Source organism: Bacteroidia bacterium (genome assembly GCA_041391665.1).
GTDB lineage: Bacteria > Bacteroidota > Bacteroidia > J057 > J057 > JAGQVA01.
Window position 1 is genome coordinate 1,598,189 of sequence record JAWKNO010000002.1, and the last position, 17,755, is coordinate 1,615,943.

The 17,755-nt window shown below is 46.4% G+C and carries 13 protein-coding genes; 6 read left to right on the forward strand and 7 right to left on the reverse strand.

Going from position 1 to position 17,755, the window contains the following annotated elements; all coding sequences use genetic code 11:
* Position 1 precedes the first annotated feature (1 nt).
* From R3D00_18215 to R3D00_18235, 5 genes are read left to right on the forward strand one after another with little or no spacing between them, the layout of a single operon-like run.
* The gene (locus R3D00_18215) at positions 2–760 is read left to right on the forward strand and encodes a creatininase family protein (protein MEZ4775124.1); all 759 of its coding nucleotides are present in this window, start codon (positions 2–4) and stop codon (positions 758–760) included.
* Positions 757–1,863, forward strand: a complete 1,107-nt coding sequence (locus R3D00_18220; GenBank protein MEZ4775125.1) for a DUF5009 domain-containing protein — start codon at positions 757–759, stop codon at positions 1,861–1,863. The genes R3D00_18215 and R3D00_18220 overlap by 4 nt, the downstream gene beginning before the upstream one ends.
* Complete coding sequence (locus R3D00_18225) at positions 1,860–3,329, forward strand: alpha-L-fucosidase (GenBank protein MEZ4775126.1); 1,470 nt, start codon at positions 1,860–1,862, stop codon at positions 3,327–3,329. The genes R3D00_18220 and R3D00_18225 overlap by 4 nt, the downstream gene beginning before the upstream one ends.
* On the forward strand, positions 3,310–4,821 hold the full coding sequence (locus R3D00_18230; protein ID MEZ4775127.1) for a sulfatase: 1,512 nt from the start codon (positions 3,310–3,312) through the stop codon (positions 4,819–4,821). Before R3D00_18225 ends, R3D00_18230 begins: the two co-directional genes overlap by 20 nt.
* A complete protein-coding gene (locus R3D00_18235) occupies positions 4,818–7,742 on the forward strand; it encodes a DUF5107 domain-containing protein (GenBank protein ID MEZ4775128.1) in 2,925 nt (974 codons plus the stop codon). Before R3D00_18230 ends, R3D00_18235 begins: the two co-directional genes overlap by 4 nt.
* On the opposite strand, the gene R3D00_18240 is transcribed toward R3D00_18235, so the two are convergent.
* The 5 genes from R3D00_18240 to R3D00_18260 all read right to left on the reverse strand — a co-directional run bounded on the left by R3D00_18240 (position 7,737) and on the right by R3D00_18260 (position 13,753).
* On the reverse strand, positions 7,737–8,537 hold the full coding sequence (locus R3D00_18240) for an OmpA family protein (protein ID MEZ4775129.1): 801 nt from the start codon (positions 8,535–8,537) through the stop codon (positions 7,737–7,739). The two genes, R3D00_18235 and R3D00_18240, sit on opposite strands and share 6 nt — an antisense overlap.
* On the reverse strand, positions 8,534–9,868 hold the full coding sequence (locus tag R3D00_18245) for a hypothetical protein (GenBank protein ID MEZ4775130.1): 1,335 nt from the start codon (positions 9,866–9,868) through the stop codon (positions 8,534–8,536). Before R3D00_18245 ends, R3D00_18240 begins: the two co-directional genes overlap by 4 nt.
* A gap of 140 nt (positions 9,869–10,008) precedes the next feature.
* Entirely contained in the window at positions 10,009–10,773 is a 765-nt protein-coding gene (locus tag R3D00_18250) for a CHAT domain-containing protein (GenBank protein MEZ4775131.1), read from the reverse strand.
* A gap of 1 nt (position 10,774) precedes the next feature.
* Positions 10,775–12,745, reverse strand: a complete 1,971-nt coding sequence (locus tag R3D00_18255) for a tetratricopeptide repeat protein (GenBank protein MEZ4775132.1) — start codon at positions 12,743–12,745, stop codon at positions 10,775–10,777.
* A 78-nt stretch (positions 12,746–12,823) separates the two neighbouring features.
* Positions 12,824–13,753 carry a hypothetical protein gene (locus tag R3D00_18260; GenBank protein ID MEZ4775133.1) on the reverse strand — a complete coding sequence of 310 codons (930 nt, stop codon included), beginning with the start codon at positions 13,751–13,753 and terminating at the stop codon, positions 12,824–12,826.
* 140 nt (positions 13,754–13,893) lie between these two features.
* Between R3D00_18260 and R3D00_18265 the strand changes: the two genes are divergently transcribed.
* Positions 13,894–16,056, forward strand: a complete 2,163-nt coding sequence (locus tag R3D00_18265; GenBank protein ID MEZ4775134.1) for a DUF5916 domain-containing protein — start codon at positions 13,894–13,896, stop codon at positions 16,054–16,056.
* Here the strand turns inward: R3D00_18265 and R3D00_18270 are convergent.
* Both R3D00_18270 and R3D00_18275 read right to left on the reverse strand, forming a co-directional pair.
* On the reverse strand, positions 16,031–17,146 hold the full coding sequence (locus R3D00_18270) for a hypothetical protein (protein MEZ4775135.1): 1,116 nt from the start codon (positions 17,144–17,146) through the stop codon (positions 16,031–16,033). The genes R3D00_18265 and R3D00_18270 overlap by 26 nt on opposite strands.
* A 153-nt stretch (positions 17,147–17,299) precedes the next feature.
* Positions 17,300–17,659 carry a hypothetical protein gene (locus R3D00_18275; protein MEZ4775136.1) on the reverse strand — a complete coding sequence of 120 codons (360 nt, stop codon included), beginning with the start codon at positions 17,657–17,659 and terminating at the stop codon, positions 17,300–17,302.
* Positions 17,660–17,755 lie beyond the last annotated feature (96 nt).

The following is a 17,755-nucleotide window of genomic DNA, read 5'->3' on the forward strand; positions in this document are numbered from 1 at the left end:
TATGTACTGGGACCAACTTACTTCTCCTGAAATTGACGCACTGGAACGAAGCATTCCCGTCATTCTGCCTGTAGCAGCCACCGAACAACACGGGGCTCATCTGCCTTTGGCAACAGACCGCATGATCGGAGAATATTTCTGTAAAATGGTCAATGAAGAAATCGGAGATAAAATGCTGATTTTGCCAACGGTATCGGTAGGCTGTAGCGAACATCATATGGAATTTGCCGGCTCATTGACGGTTTCTCATGAAAGCTTTATGCATCAGGTTGAGGATATTCTCCAGTCCGTAGTCGTACACGGATTCAAAAATATTATTATCCTCAACAGCCATGGCGGAAACCAGGGTATAGGTACAGTGATTACAGAAAAATTCGGGTTCCGAAATCCCGGTATCAAACTGACATTTGCCACCTGGTGGCGAATTGCCGGAGAGGCACTTTTTCCACTCAACGAAACGGGCCCCGGCGGTGTTGGTCATGCCTGCGAATTTGAGACCTCCCTCATGCTACTGATTGCCCCAGGTTTGGTAAAAACCCATCTGATAAAACAAGGCGCAAATCAGGCGACCTTTCCGTGGGCCGAAGGCGATATGCTTCGGGGCCCCAAAGCAGGATTTTACCGTACGATGCGGGACATGACACCCAACGGCGTTTATGGCGACCCACGAAAAGCCAGCACAGAAAAAGGCTGGGAAATCAGTCGGGTGGTTACAGAAGCCATGATTCAGCTCATCACCGACTTAAGAACCATAAAATGATTACGACCGAAACCCCCATTGGCAAGCGACTATTGTCGCTCGACCTGTTTCGCGGAGCGACGATGTTTTTGCTCCTTGGAGAATCCGCAGAAGTGTACCGCGCGTTGACCGACGCTGCCGGCGACAGCGGCTTTTTTCACCTGGTCATGCAGCAGTTTGACCATCACCCGTGGAACGGGCTGAGATTCTGGGATCTGATCCAACCATTTTTTATGTTTATCGTCGGGGTCGCCATGCCCCTCTCCCTCAATAAACGACTGGAAAAAGGTGAGTCGTGGAACAGCGTTTTCAGACATATTCTCTTCCGGTGCGGGATGTTGTTTTTGTTTGGGACAGGTCTCCACTGTGTATATAGTGGAAAACTTGTATGGGAGCTTTGGAATGTACTTACCCAGTTGTCATTCACCGTGCTGGTTACCTTTCTGCTATTACGTCATACCTGGAAATTGCAGTTGGGGGTATCATTAGGACTTTTGCTTCTGGCCGAAATTCTTTACCGCGTGTATGATCCGGCAGCCCCCTTTGTAAAAGACGCAAACTTTGGCTCCTGGTCAGATATGTTGCTGATGGGAAAAATCAATAACGGCGGCGGATGGGTTACGGTAAACTGCATTTCTACTGCCGCACATACCATCTGGGGCGCAATGGCAGGAAACTTCCTGCTGTCAGCAGCTTCTCAAAAAGAAAAAATCAAAACATTACTCATTTTCGGAGGCATCGGGCTGTTTGTCGGCTACAGCCTCGACTGGCTGAGCATTACCCCAATTGTCAAACGTATCGCAACTACCTCGTTTGTGTTTGCTTCGGGTGGGTGGGCCTTGCTCACGCTTACAGCTATGTTCTGGCTGGTGGACGTAAAAGGTTATCAGAAAAGTGTATTTTTCTTCGCCGTCGTGGGGATGAACTCCATTTTCATCTATATTTTCGCCAATATCGGTGCCCATTGGGTCGATCATCTGGTCCACATTTTTAATGATGGGGTATTGGGCGGAATTGGTTTTTCCCCGCTGTTCTATAATATTACCAATGCCCTGCTTGTCTGGGGTATATTCTGGTACCTGACCTATTTCCTCCACAAACATAAAATCTACTTCAGGATATGAATCGCCCATATATACTAATCCTGCTGCTGGCATTATTATCCGCATTCCCGGGTTATACACAAACCTACAGTCCAAATTGGGAATCGCTCGACAGCCGGCCCATCCCTGACTGGTTTCAGGATGCCAAGCTGGGGATTTTTATCCATTGGGGGCCGTATTCGGTTCCGGCATGGAGTCCCAAAGGGACCTACTCAGAGTGGTATCAATACTGGATGCAAAACCGTACCCTGTTTGGAAACGGTAAGTTTACGGGAACGGAGGTTTACGATTACCATACCCAAAAATACGGGCCACACTTCAGTTACTTCAACTTTGGCGACATGTTTACGACCCAATCATTTGATGCCGATGAATGGGCCGAACTCCTTTCCCAATCAGGAGCAAAATACGTTGTCATTACCACCAAACACCACGATGGGTTTACGCTATGGCCCAACAAAAACGCCAGTGAAAGCCGGGGGTATCCTTGGAACAGCCTCGACTCAGGCCCCAAACGCGACCTGATCGGCGAGCTGAGCGAAGCGATGCACAAAACCAGCGTAAAGCTTGGTTTTTACTACTCCCTGTACGAATGGTTTCACCCCTGGTATCTGACAGACAAAGAGAAATATGTCAACGAATATATGCACCCCCAGTTTAAAGATTTGATTGAGCGCTATCAGCCCGACATTGCCTGGGGAGACGGCGACTGGGAACTGGAAGCAGAAGAATGGAAAACACCCGAACTCATCGCCTGGCTTTACAACGAATCTTCGGTCAAAGATAAAATTGTCATTAATGACCGCTGGGGAAAAAGTACAAGAAACCGTCACGGCGGATATTACACCGCAGAGTATGAGTCAGGATTGAATGCCGATCACCCCTGGGAAGCTTGCAGAGGCATGGGATTCTCTTTCGGCTACAACCAAAATGAAGATGTACAGGACTACAATTCTCCTCAAACATTGATCCTTCTGCTTACAGATGCGGTCAGCCGGGGCGGCAACCTGCTACTCGACATCGGGCCAGATGGTAACGGAAAAATACCAGTTATCATGCAGGAAAGATTATTGCAAATGGGTAAATGGCTGAAAGTCAATGGAGAAGCCATCTACGGAACCCGCGCATGGAAAAGACCGGTACAATGGTCGGCGGGTGAACAGGATTACAAACCCGACCAACATTACCTCGGGGGCGACTTTATACTCAAACAGACCATCGACCCCGAACCTGGATATGCAGTGAAAGAATTGTTTTTCACCCAAAAAGACGATGTTTTGTATGCAATATCTCCACGTTGGACAGGCAAAGAAATGATCATCAAAGATTATCATCCCAAACCCAACGCGACAGTCACCCTGCTGGCAACCGGTCAGAAACTCAATTGGAAAAACCGGGGGAAAGACATGGTGATAATGCTTCCCGAATTTGACCCAAACCGACTCAAACCGGAAATGCAGTACGCTTATGCTTTTAAAATACAATAGCCCCAAAATCCTGCTGGTAAGCCTAATCAGTTTTGCCTTTTTTTCCTGTGGAAAGAATACAGAAATCAGCAGCCGACAGCCCAATATTGTGCTGGTACTTGTAGATGATCTCGGTTGGCGCGATGTAGGCTTTATGGGCAGCAAATTGTACCAAACGCCACAGATAGACCAGTTGGCACGAGACGGAATGGTCTTTACCCAGGCTTATGCAGCCTGTGCCGTGTGTTCTCCCACCCGGGCATCCATCATGACGGGAAAGTACCCGGCCAGACTGGGAATCACAGACTGGATCAGGGGAAGTGCCTCTGGTGTAACCATTCCTCCCGACCGCAAAAACCCTGCAGGATATGATACCCTACCGGGAATGGCCCTGCTCACCCCAAAAAATCCCTGGTGGATGGAAACATCGGAAATCACGCTCGCTGAGGCGCTGAAGGCTGTCGGATACACCACTTGCCATGTTGGAAAATGGCACCTGGGCCCTCAAGGCTGGAAGCCGGAAAATCAGGGTTTTGATTTTAATTATGGCGGGGAAGATCTGGGGCAACCGCCCGCCTATTTTGATCCCTATGAGGCGGGGGGATTGTCTATTGAAAATCTGCCGGGCAAAAAAACAGGGCAATATCTGTCTGAAAGAGAGGGGGAGGAAGCCACACGATTTATTCGGGAAAACCACCAAAACGGCCCATTTTTTTTAAATCTCTGGCACTACGCGGTTCATACCCCCTTACAGGCCAAAGAAGAGGTAGTCGAAAAATATAAAGCCCTCCAGATAGCGGACAAAAATTTACCTGATTACCGGCCGGAAGATGATTTTGCAGAACATTTTCAGACCAAAATCCCCCTTGACAGCCAGCGAAATCCCATCTATGCAGCCATGATCGAAAGTGTGGACGACGTCATGGGGCGTATCCTTCAGACCCTCGACTCACTGCAAATCAGAGACAATACACTCATCATCTTTTTCTCTGATAATGGTGGCCATATCGTATCTACAGACAATAGTCCCTTGCGAATGGGAAAGGGATTTCCCTACGAAGGCGGGATAAGAGAACCGCTGATTGTCAACTGGCCGGGAAAAATCAAACCCGGAAGCAGAAGCAATATCCCTGTTATAAGCAATGACTTCTTCCCTACCCTTTCTGCCATTGCAGGTGCGCCACAAACAACCCCCGATGGATTGGATTTAAGTCCGTTACTTACCGGGACAGGTACGATCGAACGAGAAAACTTGTACTGGCATTTTCCTCACTACTGGTGGGGCGATCGGGTAAAACCCTACAGTATCGTCCGATCAGGAGATTGGAAGCTTATCAAATGGTATGAAGGCCCCGAATACGAACTATACAATCTGACACAGGACATGAGTGAAAAACAAAACCTTGCCCCCACCATGCCCCAAAAAGTTGAAGAAATGGATCAATTATTAGAAATCTGGATGGAGTCAGTCGGGGCAAAAAAACCTGTTCCCTCCCCAAAATTATCCCTATGAAAAAATACACAACTCCTTTATTGCTGGTTTTATGCCTGTTTTTCCAGGTGAAGCTATCCGCCCAAAACAAAGCGCGAATTACGGAAGAGATAAAGTCGGTCATCACATATCCTTACGATGACCCCAACCCTGTGCCTATTCTTGGCAGCAACCCAAAGATTTACCCCTATCATAAATTTGACGGCTACAGCCATACAGGCAAACCGATGGACTGGAAGATCGTCAAACTGGAAAATGACTATATCGAAGTGTATGTTCTGCCTGAAAGCGGGGGCAAAGTGTACGGTGCAATCGAAAAAAGCACCGGGGAAGAATTTATCTACATGAATGATGTGATGAAGTTCCGGAATATTTCCATGCGAGGGCCATGGACTTCAGGCGGTATTGAGTTTAACTTTGGGATCATTGGCCATCACCCGTCGACTGCTTCTCCGGTAGATTATAAGCTGGTAGAAAATGAAGATGGAAGCGTGAGTTGCTGGGTAGGAACCATGGATCTGCCCTCCCGTACCCAATGGCGGGTGGAAGTTCGGCTACCCAAAGACAAAGCTTACTTCGAGACAAAAGTACTATGGTACAATCCTACCCCACTCCATCAGTCCTATTACAACTGGATGACAGGCGCTGCAGCAGCCACTCAGGATTTGGAATTTTTCTGTCCGGGAGATACGTACCTGACACATCCCGGAGATCCCATGTCCTGGCCCTATGACCAGGAGGGGAGGCATATTGCCGAGTACAAATACAACAATTATGGTCCGGCCAAGTCTTATCACGTGGTAGGAGAATACAACAACTATTTTGGCGGTTATTTTCACAACAAGGAATTTGGCTTTGGGCATTCAGCGCTGTATGAAGAAATGCCCGGGCAAAAACTATGGTTATGGGCACTTTCCCGTTCCGGCGGAATCTGGGAAGATCTCTTGACCGATACAGATGGTCAATATATTGAATTTCAGGCGGGAAGGCTATTTGACCAATACTCTCCCGAAGGCTACAACAACCCCATTACCCAGGTTCCTTTTAATCCCGGCAGCGCTGACTCCTGGAAAGAATTGTGGTTTCCCGTAAAAAAGACAGGCGGTATCTCAGCAGTCTCCGAACAGGCTGTAATGCATGTACAACGCCACGCAGGCGAGATTCTGGTGATTGTCAACGCATTATCCAATCTGAAAACAGACGTACAAATCACCCTTAATGGGAAAGAAATTCTTCAAAGCAGCCTTACGCTCACCCCTATGCAGGTAGATACTATCAGGGTGAAAGCAGGGGAAGGGAAACTGACGGTAAATATGCCACAGGCAGACATTCGTTATGACGCCGATCCGAATGCGCTTATTATCAGCCGCCCCTTCGAAGGCAAGCCGCCGGTAGCACAAAATACCCCATCGTTTTACTATTTTGATGGCCTGCAGGAAATGGAGTTTCGCAACTTTGACAAAGCCATAGCTGCGTTTGAGAAATGCATTTCCATGGATCCATGGCATATTGACGCGATGACTAAGCTGGCCGAAATGTATTATCGAAATGCGCAGTACGACAAAGGCCTAAAAATAGCCAATCAGGCATTGAGCATCGATACGTATAATCCCGGCGCCAATTATATCGCAGGGATTATTTACCGCGCCAAAGAAGATCATGTCAACGCGCTGGAATCCCTGGGCTGGGCGGCAAGGTCCCCCCAATATCGTGCCGCTGCTTATTCAGAAATGGCACTGGTATCGCTCACAACCAAGGACTATCCACGTGTTTGGGTATTTGCAGAAAAGGCATTAGCCTATGACCCTTTGCAGATCAATGCGCTTTGGGCGAAAGCTGTGGCAGCGCGGATGACGGAAAATAGAGATGCGGGGAAAAAAGCAGTAGAAACGATTCTGCGGATAGATCCGCTTTCTCACCTGGCTTACTCAGAAAAATACCTGGCAGATCCGTCCAACGAAAACTATCAGGCGCTGAATAACCTTCATAATGAGTTTCCCCACGAAACATTTCTCGAATCGGCCATTCAATATGCCAACGCAGGGCTGTATGAAAATGCCAGGCAGTTGCTCATTGCCGGGCCTACCCATACCAAAAACCTGTTGTGGATCTCCTGGCTGTATATGAAAGACGGGGTTGAACAGGACATTCCCCTGCTCAACAGTACCATTGGCAGAGATCCTGCGTATGTTTTCCCTTACCGCCGTGAAAGTCTGCCTGTAATGGACTGGGCATTTCAAATCAAAGCAGAATGGAAAACCGCGTATTTCCTGGGCTTAAACTACTGGGCGCTGAACCAAAAAGACCAGGCGAAGATGATTTTTGACGCATTGGGTAATCAGCCTGACTATGCACCCTTCTATATAGCACGGGCCGATTTGAATGGAGGTAGTTATGAAGATACGCGCCAGGCACTCAAACTTGATCCATCAAACTGGCGCTATCACCACCTGATGATTCAGGAGGAGTGGGAAAAAGATGAAAATCTGCCTGCGCTTGCTATTGCTCAAACAGCAACAGCAAAGTTTCCGGACAATTACACCCTTGGTTTTGACCTTGCCAAAGCCCTTCTGAACATCAAAGACTACCCGGCAGCAATCCGCCAGTTAGAAGGGTTGAATATTTTGCCATTTGAAGGCGCCTCGGAGGGTCGAAGCATTTATGAACAGGCCCTGTTGTTTGGGGCAGTGTCAGCTATTCAAAGTAAAAACTACAAACAAGCAGATATATACCTCAAAAAAGCACTGGAATGGCCGGAAAATCTGGGTGTAGGCAAACCCTATGACACAGATGATCGCATTCAATATTACCTTTTAGGTATATCTGCGCAGAAGCGAAACCAGAAAAAAGCCGCAGAATCCTGGTTCAAACAAGCAGGTCCGGAATTGCCCGAAGGCAAAGGATGGAAAGCAGAATTGATGGAGCAGGTCAGAGAATTATAGATCAGGCGACGTTGGATTTCCCGGGAGGGCATCATATGAGATGCCCTTCAGCTCTCCGATTTTCGGAATAATCTGAATCAGAAACCGTTGGTTTTTGATTTCATCTACCCTGTCACGCCCTACACCACCTTCACCGCTTCCGGAGATCATCACCTCCACGCGGTTGGGGTCAAAGGAAATCCCCTGATTTTCCCACAAACGGAAGAGAGATAAAGCGCGCTCATAACTCAACTCGTAGTTGCGGGTATAGGAATCACTGGAAGCCATACCTTCTATGACGAGCAGATACTTGATATTGTCATTGGGTTCCAATTGATCGACCAGCCCTTTGAGGGCCTTTCCGGCCTCCACCAGCGTGGATTTGTATGTTTCCGCAATCTCACTTTTACCTTTGGGAAACTGAACCTGTGTCCGCAACACATGGCGTTTGTATAAGGGTTGATATACAAAATACCGGGGATCCAGTTTTTCAATCGATTTCTGGATTTCCTGAAGTTTTTTGTATTCATCTTCCATTACCAGAAGCCGGGCGCGCTCGTTGTTTAATTCCTGAATCAGGGAGCTGGCATGCATCTCCTCTTCACTCAGGCGCCGTTGAAGCTCTTCCAAAGCCTGACTCTGCTGGTCCAGTTCGAGGCTTCGCACCCGAAGTTCTTCCTCTGTCAGCACCAGCGCATCTGCCCGCATTTTAAACATTTTGTAACTCAGGATAAATAGCGCCAGGACGATGATAAACAAAGCTGTCATCAGGTCGGCATAGCTTACCCAGAAAAGTCTTGAACTATCGTATTTCATCCTGCAAAATTGTTAAGGAGATAAATCACACCACCCGCGATTGTGGTAAGAAAAGCAGCTACACCCGAATAGATAAACAACTTAAATCCGAAGGAACTGGTAAAAGCTTGTTCCTGCTGAACCGCCATTTGATCAAGTTTCGTACCGATCGCGGTCATCTTATCACTCGTTCCAACCTGTACATTTGTATCTTTTTGAAGCAGATCCAGCAGACGTGCATTCACCTCCAGGCTTTTTTGCTGAAGGGATTCAATATCTCCCCGTATATGCGTAAGGTCTTTATTCAGTGCATCTGCAAACGCCTTATTATCAGCCTTATCCAATGACGAAAGGTAACGGTCCATTTTCAGAAATGCTGCCTGACTGCTTTGGTCAAGCGCTTTGATATTTTCATCAACCAGCGCACCGACTTGTTTGTCAACGGCCGTAATATGACCTGTAAGGGCCCGGGTAAATTCCTGTGCTTTGTTTGTGTAAGACTCGATGTAGGCAATTTGTTTTTCGATGAGGCCATTATTTGCCTGGAGGAAATGGCCCATACCGTTTACGCCCTGCTCAATATTCCTGATTTGCTGAAAAACGTCTTTCAATTCGCCAAATAGTCGCAGCGTATCACTGAGCGACGCATTCATATGCTGCTGATATTGCACAAAACCCTCGTTGAAAGCACCCAGATTTTCTCTTAAAGAAGAAATCGCGTAAGAAGGATCTTTTTGGCGTACGGGCAAAATATATGTCCGGAGGAAGGTAAGATAATCATATTGGTCATTGTCACGCGTCTTTTTACTGTCTTTAAAAGTAAAGTTGCTCCTCACCGTCAGGGCGAGTCCGGTTGCACTGCCAATCATACCGATAAGCACCCCACCAATAAATGCCTGGATAGCATCATCAGTAACCCCATCAAAAGCAATTCTGATAAGGCCGATAATCACACCGGTAAATGTTGCCAGGAGTCCAATGTACAGTGGCAGGGCAATATTGGCTTCGATCGAATTTTCAACCGACTCCACTTTACGCTCGGCCACATCTTTGAGGATTTCAAAATCCGCTGCTCCGGGGTTTCGCAGCAGATAACCATTGGTGGCGATAACAATTTCCTGAAACCCCCGGCTAAAAGAACCATTTTCATCAATAACGGTTACCGGTTCAGCATCGACAACCGCACCTTCGCCTTTTACCGGATTGGCAATAGACTTAACCTTAAGCATACCAGCATCCGGATATATTTTCCCCAGCAACCTGATGGTACTACTGTTTCGGGCAAAAACCAAAAACTGAAGAATAATAATGACGGCAACAACGCCAATTTCAACCAGAAAGAAAGGATCCATAAATAAATTATTTTCAGCGTATCAGTAATATATAGATCAACTGCAAGGACGATGCCAGCAGCCGTAAATACAAATCAGCCTGTATATTTACGAAATATACGGACTTAAGACTTATAGATAAGAGAATGTTATTCTCATAATTAGAAACGGGCCCGGATTTTCCTTAATATTCCCAATCCGAATCCGGCAATGAGGACGGCAAAAAGTATGTGTATCCATGGGAATTTTTTCTTCACAGGAAGATTATCGCCTACCATTAAAAATCCAGCCCAGAAAGCCGGGTGATTCCCGGCAGATTCCGACAGATAGTTCAGCTTAGCCTTACGCAGTGCGTCAGACTTTCCATCGCCGATGTCCAGACACTGATAAAAAGTTTTCATGATGTTTTCCGTAGCAGCATCTTCTGCAAGCCAAAGGCTCATCAGCACATTGGCACATCCGGCAAAACGAAATGCCCTGGCCAGTGACATAATTCCCTCCCCCTTCCGAAGTTCTCCATATCCGGAGTTGCAGGCACTCAATACCGCCAAATCTGCCTGTAAGTCGAGATTGTAAATTTCGTAGGTGTAGAGAAATCCGTCGTCAAGAGAAAAATCATCTTCCGAAAAAACCAAACCTGAGTACAAGGGATCACAGTCGTTGAGAAACCCATGCATCGCGAAGTGCAGAATAGAAGCATACCGGGAAGTCTTATGAAAAAGTGTTTCTGTAACTTCGGGTCCCGAATAGGCATTTCCGCCCAAAAGTTTTGAAACATAGTTTACTTCTTCTGCATTTTTCTCCAATGGGGGAAAAGTATTTCTCTCAGGTCCAAAACAGTCATTCGGAGAATCATTATCTGGCATGGGACAATCGTCGGCATGCTCGGGAGCAAAACCGGCAAATTGTAATTTTGGGGTTGGCATATCAGACTTCTCCCCTGCAAGGCTGTAGGGCCAGTTCAAATAATTGATAAGACTGATTGGCAAAATCATAAAAAAAATCAGGCTCAAGGCCGTGGTCCACCACCGCCCGGATGTTTCGCAGCAGGTAGATGTAATCTGTAAATTTTTTATTAAAATTTTCCGGCAGGGAAATCACTTCTACCTTTGCGTGATTGCGGGTAATACTAAAAATGATCATTTCCTGATCGGAGAGGACATAGGACACCCATTGGGCGTCGCGCCTCAGAGACCGGCGAATCGACGCAATGTCTGTCACATGGGTATCATATTTCAGGCGGAAATACTCCGGATAATTTACCTCCATTTGATTGCGGAGGTTTTCATAAAGTCGTTCAAATTCAAAAATTTTCCGGGTCCAGAATTGGATTTTCTTTATGTCTCCCATTTTGCCTAACTGCTCTTCCACGAAAATCTTTCTGCGGTAGGCGGCAATATTCATTTTCAGTTCCTTTTCACCTGTAAGCAGGTATTGAGGAATCCCGCCAGCCTGCTTTGCCAAGGAGGCTCGCACAGCCTCTGCAAGAATAGCGGTTTTGCTTTTTTCGGCAAATCGGAAAGCCGCATTCAGGTATTCTTCCCTTTCTGTAAGCTTATACAGCCTGGCTGCTACCAGAACAGCATTTTCAAATATGGGGTGAATCTGCTCATTCCAAAATTTTTTTGAATCGTCATGATAACTTTTTCTCATACGGTCAATGAGCGCCAGACAGAATGCATACGTATCAAACGCTGCGCGGAGGTATTGTTCATGTTGTGAGGGTGAAGCAATGGCTAATTTTTGAAGCAACCTCCCTTTGGCCCAGCAAACAGAGAGTAGTTCGGTCTCCGATTTAATATTTTCCAATGAAGGATTTATACTCCAGTCTGACTGAAATCCCGTTTCGGTCAGCAAACCAATTGCCTTTTGATAGTAGCGCAAGGCCGTTTCCGCGCTGTCGGAAGCATCGGAAATATTCCCTAGCCAACGATATTCCCTGGCCACATTTGCAAAATCAAAGTGCTTATTTTCCAGATTCTTATTTACCGCAAGGCGCAGATAATGACGGGCAGAATCCAACTGTTTTTTTTCCAAATAGAGAATACCCAGATTATGCCAGGTTTCCTCCTGACTCCAGGAACTGAAGCGATGAATATTTTGAGCTTTTTGCAGTTGCAGCAAAGCTTCGGGATATTTTCCTGATCCGATATAAGCTGTTGCTAAACCATTGTAAGTTCCAATATAAAATCCTGCCATCTGCTCAGGTTGCATGACATTGAGTAACTGGAGATTTTCTTCAAATACAGCAATCGCCGATGCGTACTCACCAAGCTGATAATATGCTCCTGCAAGCGTATTTTTCATATCCAGTATTTCACCCGGGTACACGAAAGTCTGCAAACCAGGCATATTCAGCGCATAGTTGGCATATTTCACAGACTGGTCAAAATCGCCCTTTGTACGATAGGCTTCTGCTGCCTGCTGGTAAAAGGTAAACTGCATATGTCGGGAAATCCCATTCAATGCCAACCCTTTTTGAGAGTTTTCCAACCACTTTTCAAGATCCCCTTTTAAGTGATACAAACCGCCAAACAGATTATAAAGTACTGATAGATTGACGACATCGGGTTTGTCTGCCAGGATAATTTTTTCTGTCAATAAAAGATATTTTTCCAGGCTGTCCAGTTCCTGCAGGTTGTAAAAACAGTAGGAAAAACCCAGGTGACTGCCTATCGTGCCTGACCAGGACGGGACACCATGGGAATAAGCAATCGCCTTCCGGAAGCGGACTGAGGCGGAGTCAAACTCTTCAATCCGCAGGTAATTATTTGCCAACGAAAGGTGATCTGCGGCTATAACCGTATCAGAAGGAATAAAAGAAAAACCGCAAATAGGCGCAAGAAAAAGTCCAAGATAAATAACGGAAAGGATGTTTACATTCCCGGCAAAGGTCATAGCGTATTTTTATACCTGAATACAATATAGGTATAAAAAAAGGAAAGCCTTAATATCCTGATGAAAAGAAAAAATGTATCAAACGGAAAAATCCATATTGGGCAGATTAGCAGGCGCATTTTGCAGGATATTACAAACGCCGGAAGTCTGTTGGATTTCAATCGGGTCGCCATTGCTGTCAACAAAAAAATCTGCCGTCAGCAGAAAGTTGTAAGCCTGCCCTGTAGTTCTTTCCATTCCTGCCGGATATGGCAAAATCACATGTGCAGGTCGTTGAAGGAAGGTTTCTCCCGAAACAAAATCCAAACCAGTCGTCGATTGCCCTTTTGCCTGATTCTGATTATCGATATCAAACCTGCCCAAAACCGTAAATCCACCTACTGCCAAATCTTCTGACCAGTCAATCATCATGCCTACCCCATTATCGCCAGGCACTACGTTAGTAATAGCAATTTCGGCAGGCCCTTCAGGACGTTCAGGTATAGTGCCCGACTGATTTGATCCGGCAAAATACGTGAAATAGGTATGGGTTGTATAGACCACAGGTTCAATATCAGTCTCTACAATGCGCTGGGCATTATCAGAGAAGGTAAGTGTAACTTTTATCCGAAGCAGGCAGCTTTCCGGAGAAGGCGTTTCAAATGTAATGAAAGGCATAGCCACCGAATATTCACAGTCTGACAAAATCTGAATAGGTGCATTGGCACCGTTATTTACATTTTGTGCCGCGCGAAACAATACGGCTGAGGCATTTGATAAAATCTCACTGCTTGAAGGATCAATCAACGAGGCCTCAATATCAATCTGAAAAACGTCTTTGGGATTCTCAGGAGGAGTAATCCGCACTTTTTGCGCTTTCCACCCTCCGGCAGTCAGTGTTTTGGAAATCGTAATGGCATAGATTTCATTACCCTTTGGACCACTTCCGCCGCCACTGCCACCGCCACTTCCACCACCTGTATCAGCCATGTCAAACAAGGGACCGGAAAAAAAACGAGGGATACTCATAATATCATGATTTTAGGGTGTGGAATAAATTATAAACGATAGACGATGGCGAGAAAAAAATATCAACAATCTTTATCAAAAAGTTAAAAAAAGTGGCTTTTTCAAGCACTTCCGCTATCTTCCGGCAAAGAACTTTCCTCATGATCCGTTTCTCTCAGATTTGCCTTTTTTTAATGATTCTGGCTAATACTTTCCACGTTTTTTGCCAGGATAACAGAAAAAACTACCGGCTGCCTATTTTCCACACCAATGACATCATTAAGGTTGATGGCTTATTGGATGAGCCTGTATGGAATCAGGCCGTACATGCCGAAGATTTCCACCGGGTACTGCCTATTGACACCGGCTTTGCAAGCCACAAGACAACGGTGATGGTTACCTATACAGATGTCAATTTTTATATGGCTATTATATGCTGGGATACGCTCCCCGGAAAAAGACCGGTAGAGTCACTCAAGCGAGACTTTGTATTTGGGAAAAATGAAAATTTTCTTGCTTTTATCGACACCTACAACGATAAGACCAACGGATTCTCCTTTGGCCTTTCGGCTGCCGGCGCCCAATGGGATGGCATTCAGTCCAATGGCGGCGGCGTATCGCTCGACTGGGATTGCAAGTGGAAATCTGCCGTACAAAACTACCCTGACCGCTGGGTTGCCGAGTTTGAAATTCCCTTCCGAAGCATCCGCTATCGCGAGGGTGTGACCGAGTGGGGAATCAACTTCAGCCGCCTTGCCTTAAAAGGCAATGAAAAATCCAGTTGGGCGCCTGTACCCCGGCAATTTCCCACTGCAAATCTCGCATTTACAGGTACGCTGGTCTGGGACACGCCTCCGCCAAAGTTAGGGCCACGATTTTCAGTTATTCCTTATGTTTCCGGTCGTGGGTCTCAAAATGTAGAAAAAGGCGAAGCCATCAACCCGGGCGGAGACGTGGGAATGGATGCGAAAGTCACCGTATCGACATCGATGAATCTCGACCTCACCATCAACCCCGATTTTTCACAGGTGGAAGTGGATCAACAGGTGACCAACCTCGACCGCTTTGAGCTGTTTTTCCCTGAAAGGAGGCAGTTTTTTCTGGAAAACAGCGATCTGTTTGCCAGTCTGGGAACAGAAAATATCCGCCCATTTTTTTCGAGAAGAATTGGCCTTCAAAGCCCGGTGAATGCAGGTGCGCGGCTTAGCGGAAAATTGGGCGACAACTGGCGGGTGGGATTGATGAATATGCAAACCGGAGCAACATCAGATATACCTTCCACCAACTTCAGCGTGGCGGCACTTCAGCGGAAACTTTTTACCCGCTCAAATGTCGGCGTTTTTATGGTCAATAAAGAGATCACAGGTAATCCCACGGACTCAACCTATAAAGGAAATCCCTACAACCGGGTAGCCGGTTTTGACCTCAACCTGGCGAATGCCAGTAACCGTTGGACCGGCAAGGTCTTTTACCATCAGGCTTTTTACCCGGAAGCGGGAAAAGACGCTTTTGCTTTTGCCGGAAATGTCACCTACAACACCCAAACGCTGCTGGCCTCCTGGAATCAGGCTTGGGTAGGGGCCGATTACCTCGCCGAAACCGGCTTTGTCAGACGAAAGGGATATTTCCGGATCAATCCTGAAGCCAGATACAAGTTTTTTCCGGCCAACTCTTCCATCGCAAACCACGGCCCGGGCGGAAGTCTGGAAATGTATTTTGATCCGCAGGGAAAAACTTCGGACAGGATCACCAGCGCCAGCTATAGCGTAAACTGGCTGAATCTGCGAAGTATCACTGCCGAAGTAAGAGAAAACTACGTGCGGCTCCTCGCCCCTTTTGATCCCACCAATACCGGCGGCGATACCCTTGCCAGAAGCTCAGACTACCACTGGAATGAAGCGTTATTTACCTACTTATCGGACAGCAGAAAACTCCTCAACTACGAAATCTCTGCACGATATGGCGGTTTTTTCAACGGAGAGCGGATCAGTCTTGGCGGAAAACTCACCTACCGGGTGCAACCTTATGGAAACCTGTCTATGATCGCTTCATGGAACAGGATCATTCTGCCCCAGCCATTTACCACTACTACCCTTATACTGGTAGGCCCCAGACTGGATATCACCTTCACCAATAAGCTGTTTTTGACCACATTTGTGCAATACAACAACCAGATCAACAATATCAATGTCAATGTTCGCTTTCAGTGGCGCTTTGCCCCCGTTTCAGACTTGTTTATTGTATTCACAGACAATGCTTATCCCGATGATTTTCGGAACAAAAACCGGGCGTTGGTACTTAAATTGTCTTACTGGCTGAACTGACAGGAAAAGAAACCTGAATACCCGTTTGCAGATCCGGGGCATTATTCACTTTAAAATCTTCCCGAAAATACACGGAAAGCGAGTATCTTTTTCGGGCTAGATTCAAGTATAAAGACCAATTTTCGTTGGATTTGTACAAATGTGATAGGGCATAATGCCAATGCGTAGAAATTTCCGATCCAAAGAGCACCAGCGACTCATATTCTGATCTTTGGCGGTACGGACTCTGGAAATAATAATACAACCCTATGCCCAGGGAAGTAGTTTCGCTGATATTTTTGCGATAGTTGATTTCCCAGGAAATTGTTTTGAGTGCCTGAACATTGATAAACTGTACGTGGGAAGGACTTCCCCGCCAGCCGGGCCACAAAGTGCTAATTCCTGCGGAGAGCTTCAACGCATGTCCATTCCCCCAGGGAAAAACCCTTGTAGCGGCAAGTGAAATGCCAGGGTCTATGGAAACATTATACCGCGACGTATTCCAACCCAGGTGTAAACCAATATTGGGATGAATCCCAAACAAACAGGACTCAACCTTCGGAAAAAAATGATAATCAAGTTCCAGACCAGGAAGACTAAAGTCGCCGGAATTCATGCGATATTCCGTGCCTTTTTCATCCACAAAACGAAATCCCGCGCGACCAAATCCGTAAACTTTTCGGGCAAAAGGATCTTCTCCTCCAGCAATATGGGTATGAAACCACTCGATAAACGCATCGCTGGTAAGTAGAGATAATGGTGGTTTTCCACCACCCAGTATATACGATCGAAGTCCAATCTCCAACTGCTGATGGTGTGGAAGAGGGATAAGATATTGAGCGCGAAACTCACGGAGAACGCCGTCAGCAGCAAAACTCAAACTGTCTGCCGCTGTTTGTCCGCGTCGGAATACATCATTGCGGTCATACCAGATGAGCGATGCCATCTGGCTGCGAATTTCAGCACTTGCCGGGATAAAACCCGTTACCGGAGGAAGCCAGACATTGCCACTGGAAAAGCCCACCCGGATCACCTTTTCCCCGACAGGTTGTATCTGGAAATTGGGATTAATACGTGAGACAAGCAGACCCAGCGGATGTGTAGGTAGCAACCATGGGTTTATATCCCCGGTTTGTCCGAAAATAAACCCTGAAAGGGAAATAAAATTTAGACAAACGAAAAATAAGGTACGCACAGATTTCTATCAAGTATTTCTCTCAAAACGAAAGAAATTGACTGACAGTATGAGCGATTGTTGCGAAAATTACGGATTCCCCGGAGGGCCAATCTGTTTTCCGTTGTCCCAATCCATTCCGAAGAAATTGGAAACAAGGTGGCTAATATCCTCAAAGGCATCCCCCACCAAATCTCCCAGATTTCGGGGAAGTTTTTTTAGAAAAGCATCTACTTTAGCGAGATCCGCCTGTATTTCTATGATCAGGGGCACAAGCGGCGCCAGGTCAATACTGTGTTCAATAGACTGTTTGAACACATTTTCCAGGTACGATTTGCAGTGTTCAAACTCCCCCTGGAGGTTGGTGGGATCGTTTTTCTCGACACGACCGACCATTTTTTTGACCTTCTCGCGGAGTTTCAGAAGCCAGGTTGCATAGGGTTGACTCATGGTGTTACAAAATTTGAGTGTTGCAAAAGAAGAACAAGGGCGAAATATCATTTCACCAAAAATCAGGGAGGAGTGTAATGCGAATATGTCACTTTA

Bases quoted from the DNA above. Each gene is read 5' to 3' on its own strand.
- R3D00_18215 (MEZ4775124.1), top strand. From the start codon at position 2: ATGTACTGGGACCAACTTACTTCTCCTGAAATTGACGCACTGGAACGA.
- R3D00_18230 (MEZ4775127.1), top strand. From the start codon at position 3,310: ATGCTTTTAAAATACAATAGCCCCAAAATCCTGCTGGTAAGCCTAATC.
- R3D00_18255 (MEZ4775132.1), bottom strand. From the start codon at position 12,745: ATGACCTTTGCCGGGAATGTAAACATCCTTTCCGTTATTTATCTTGGA.
- R3D00_18220 (MEZ4775125.1), top strand. From the start codon at position 757: ATGATTACGACCGAAACCCCCATTGGCAAGCGACTATTGTCGCTCGAC.
- R3D00_18240 (MEZ4775129.1), bottom strand. From the start codon at position 8,537: ATGAAATACGATAGTTCAAGACTTTTCTGGGTAAGCTATGCCGACCTG.
- R3D00_18260 (MEZ4775133.1), bottom strand. From the start codon at position 13,753: ATGAGTATCCCTCGTTTTTTTTCCGGTCCCTTGTTTGACATGGCTGAT.
- R3D00_18245 (MEZ4775130.1), bottom strand. From the start codon at position 9,868: ATGGATCCTTTCTTTCTGGTTGAAATTGGCGTTGTTGCCGTCATTATT.
- R3D00_18250 (MEZ4775131.1), bottom strand. From the start codon at position 10,773: ATGCCAACCCCAAAATTACAATTTGCCGGTTTTGCTCCCGAGCATGCC.
- R3D00_18225 (MEZ4775126.1), top strand. From the start codon at position 1,860: ATGAATCGCCCATATATACTAATCCTGCTGCTGGCATTATTATCCGCA.
- R3D00_18265 (MEZ4775134.1), top strand. From the start codon at position 13,894: ATGATCCGTTTCTCTCAGATTTGCCTTTTTTTAATGATTCTGGCTAAT.
- R3D00_18235 (MEZ4775128.1), top strand. From the start codon at position 4,818: ATGAAAAAATACACAACTCCTTTATTGCTGGTTTTATGCCTGTTTTTC.
- R3D00_18275 (MEZ4775136.1), bottom strand. From the start codon at position 17,659: ATGAGTCAACCCTATGCAACCTGGCTTCTGAAACTCCGCGAGAAGGTC.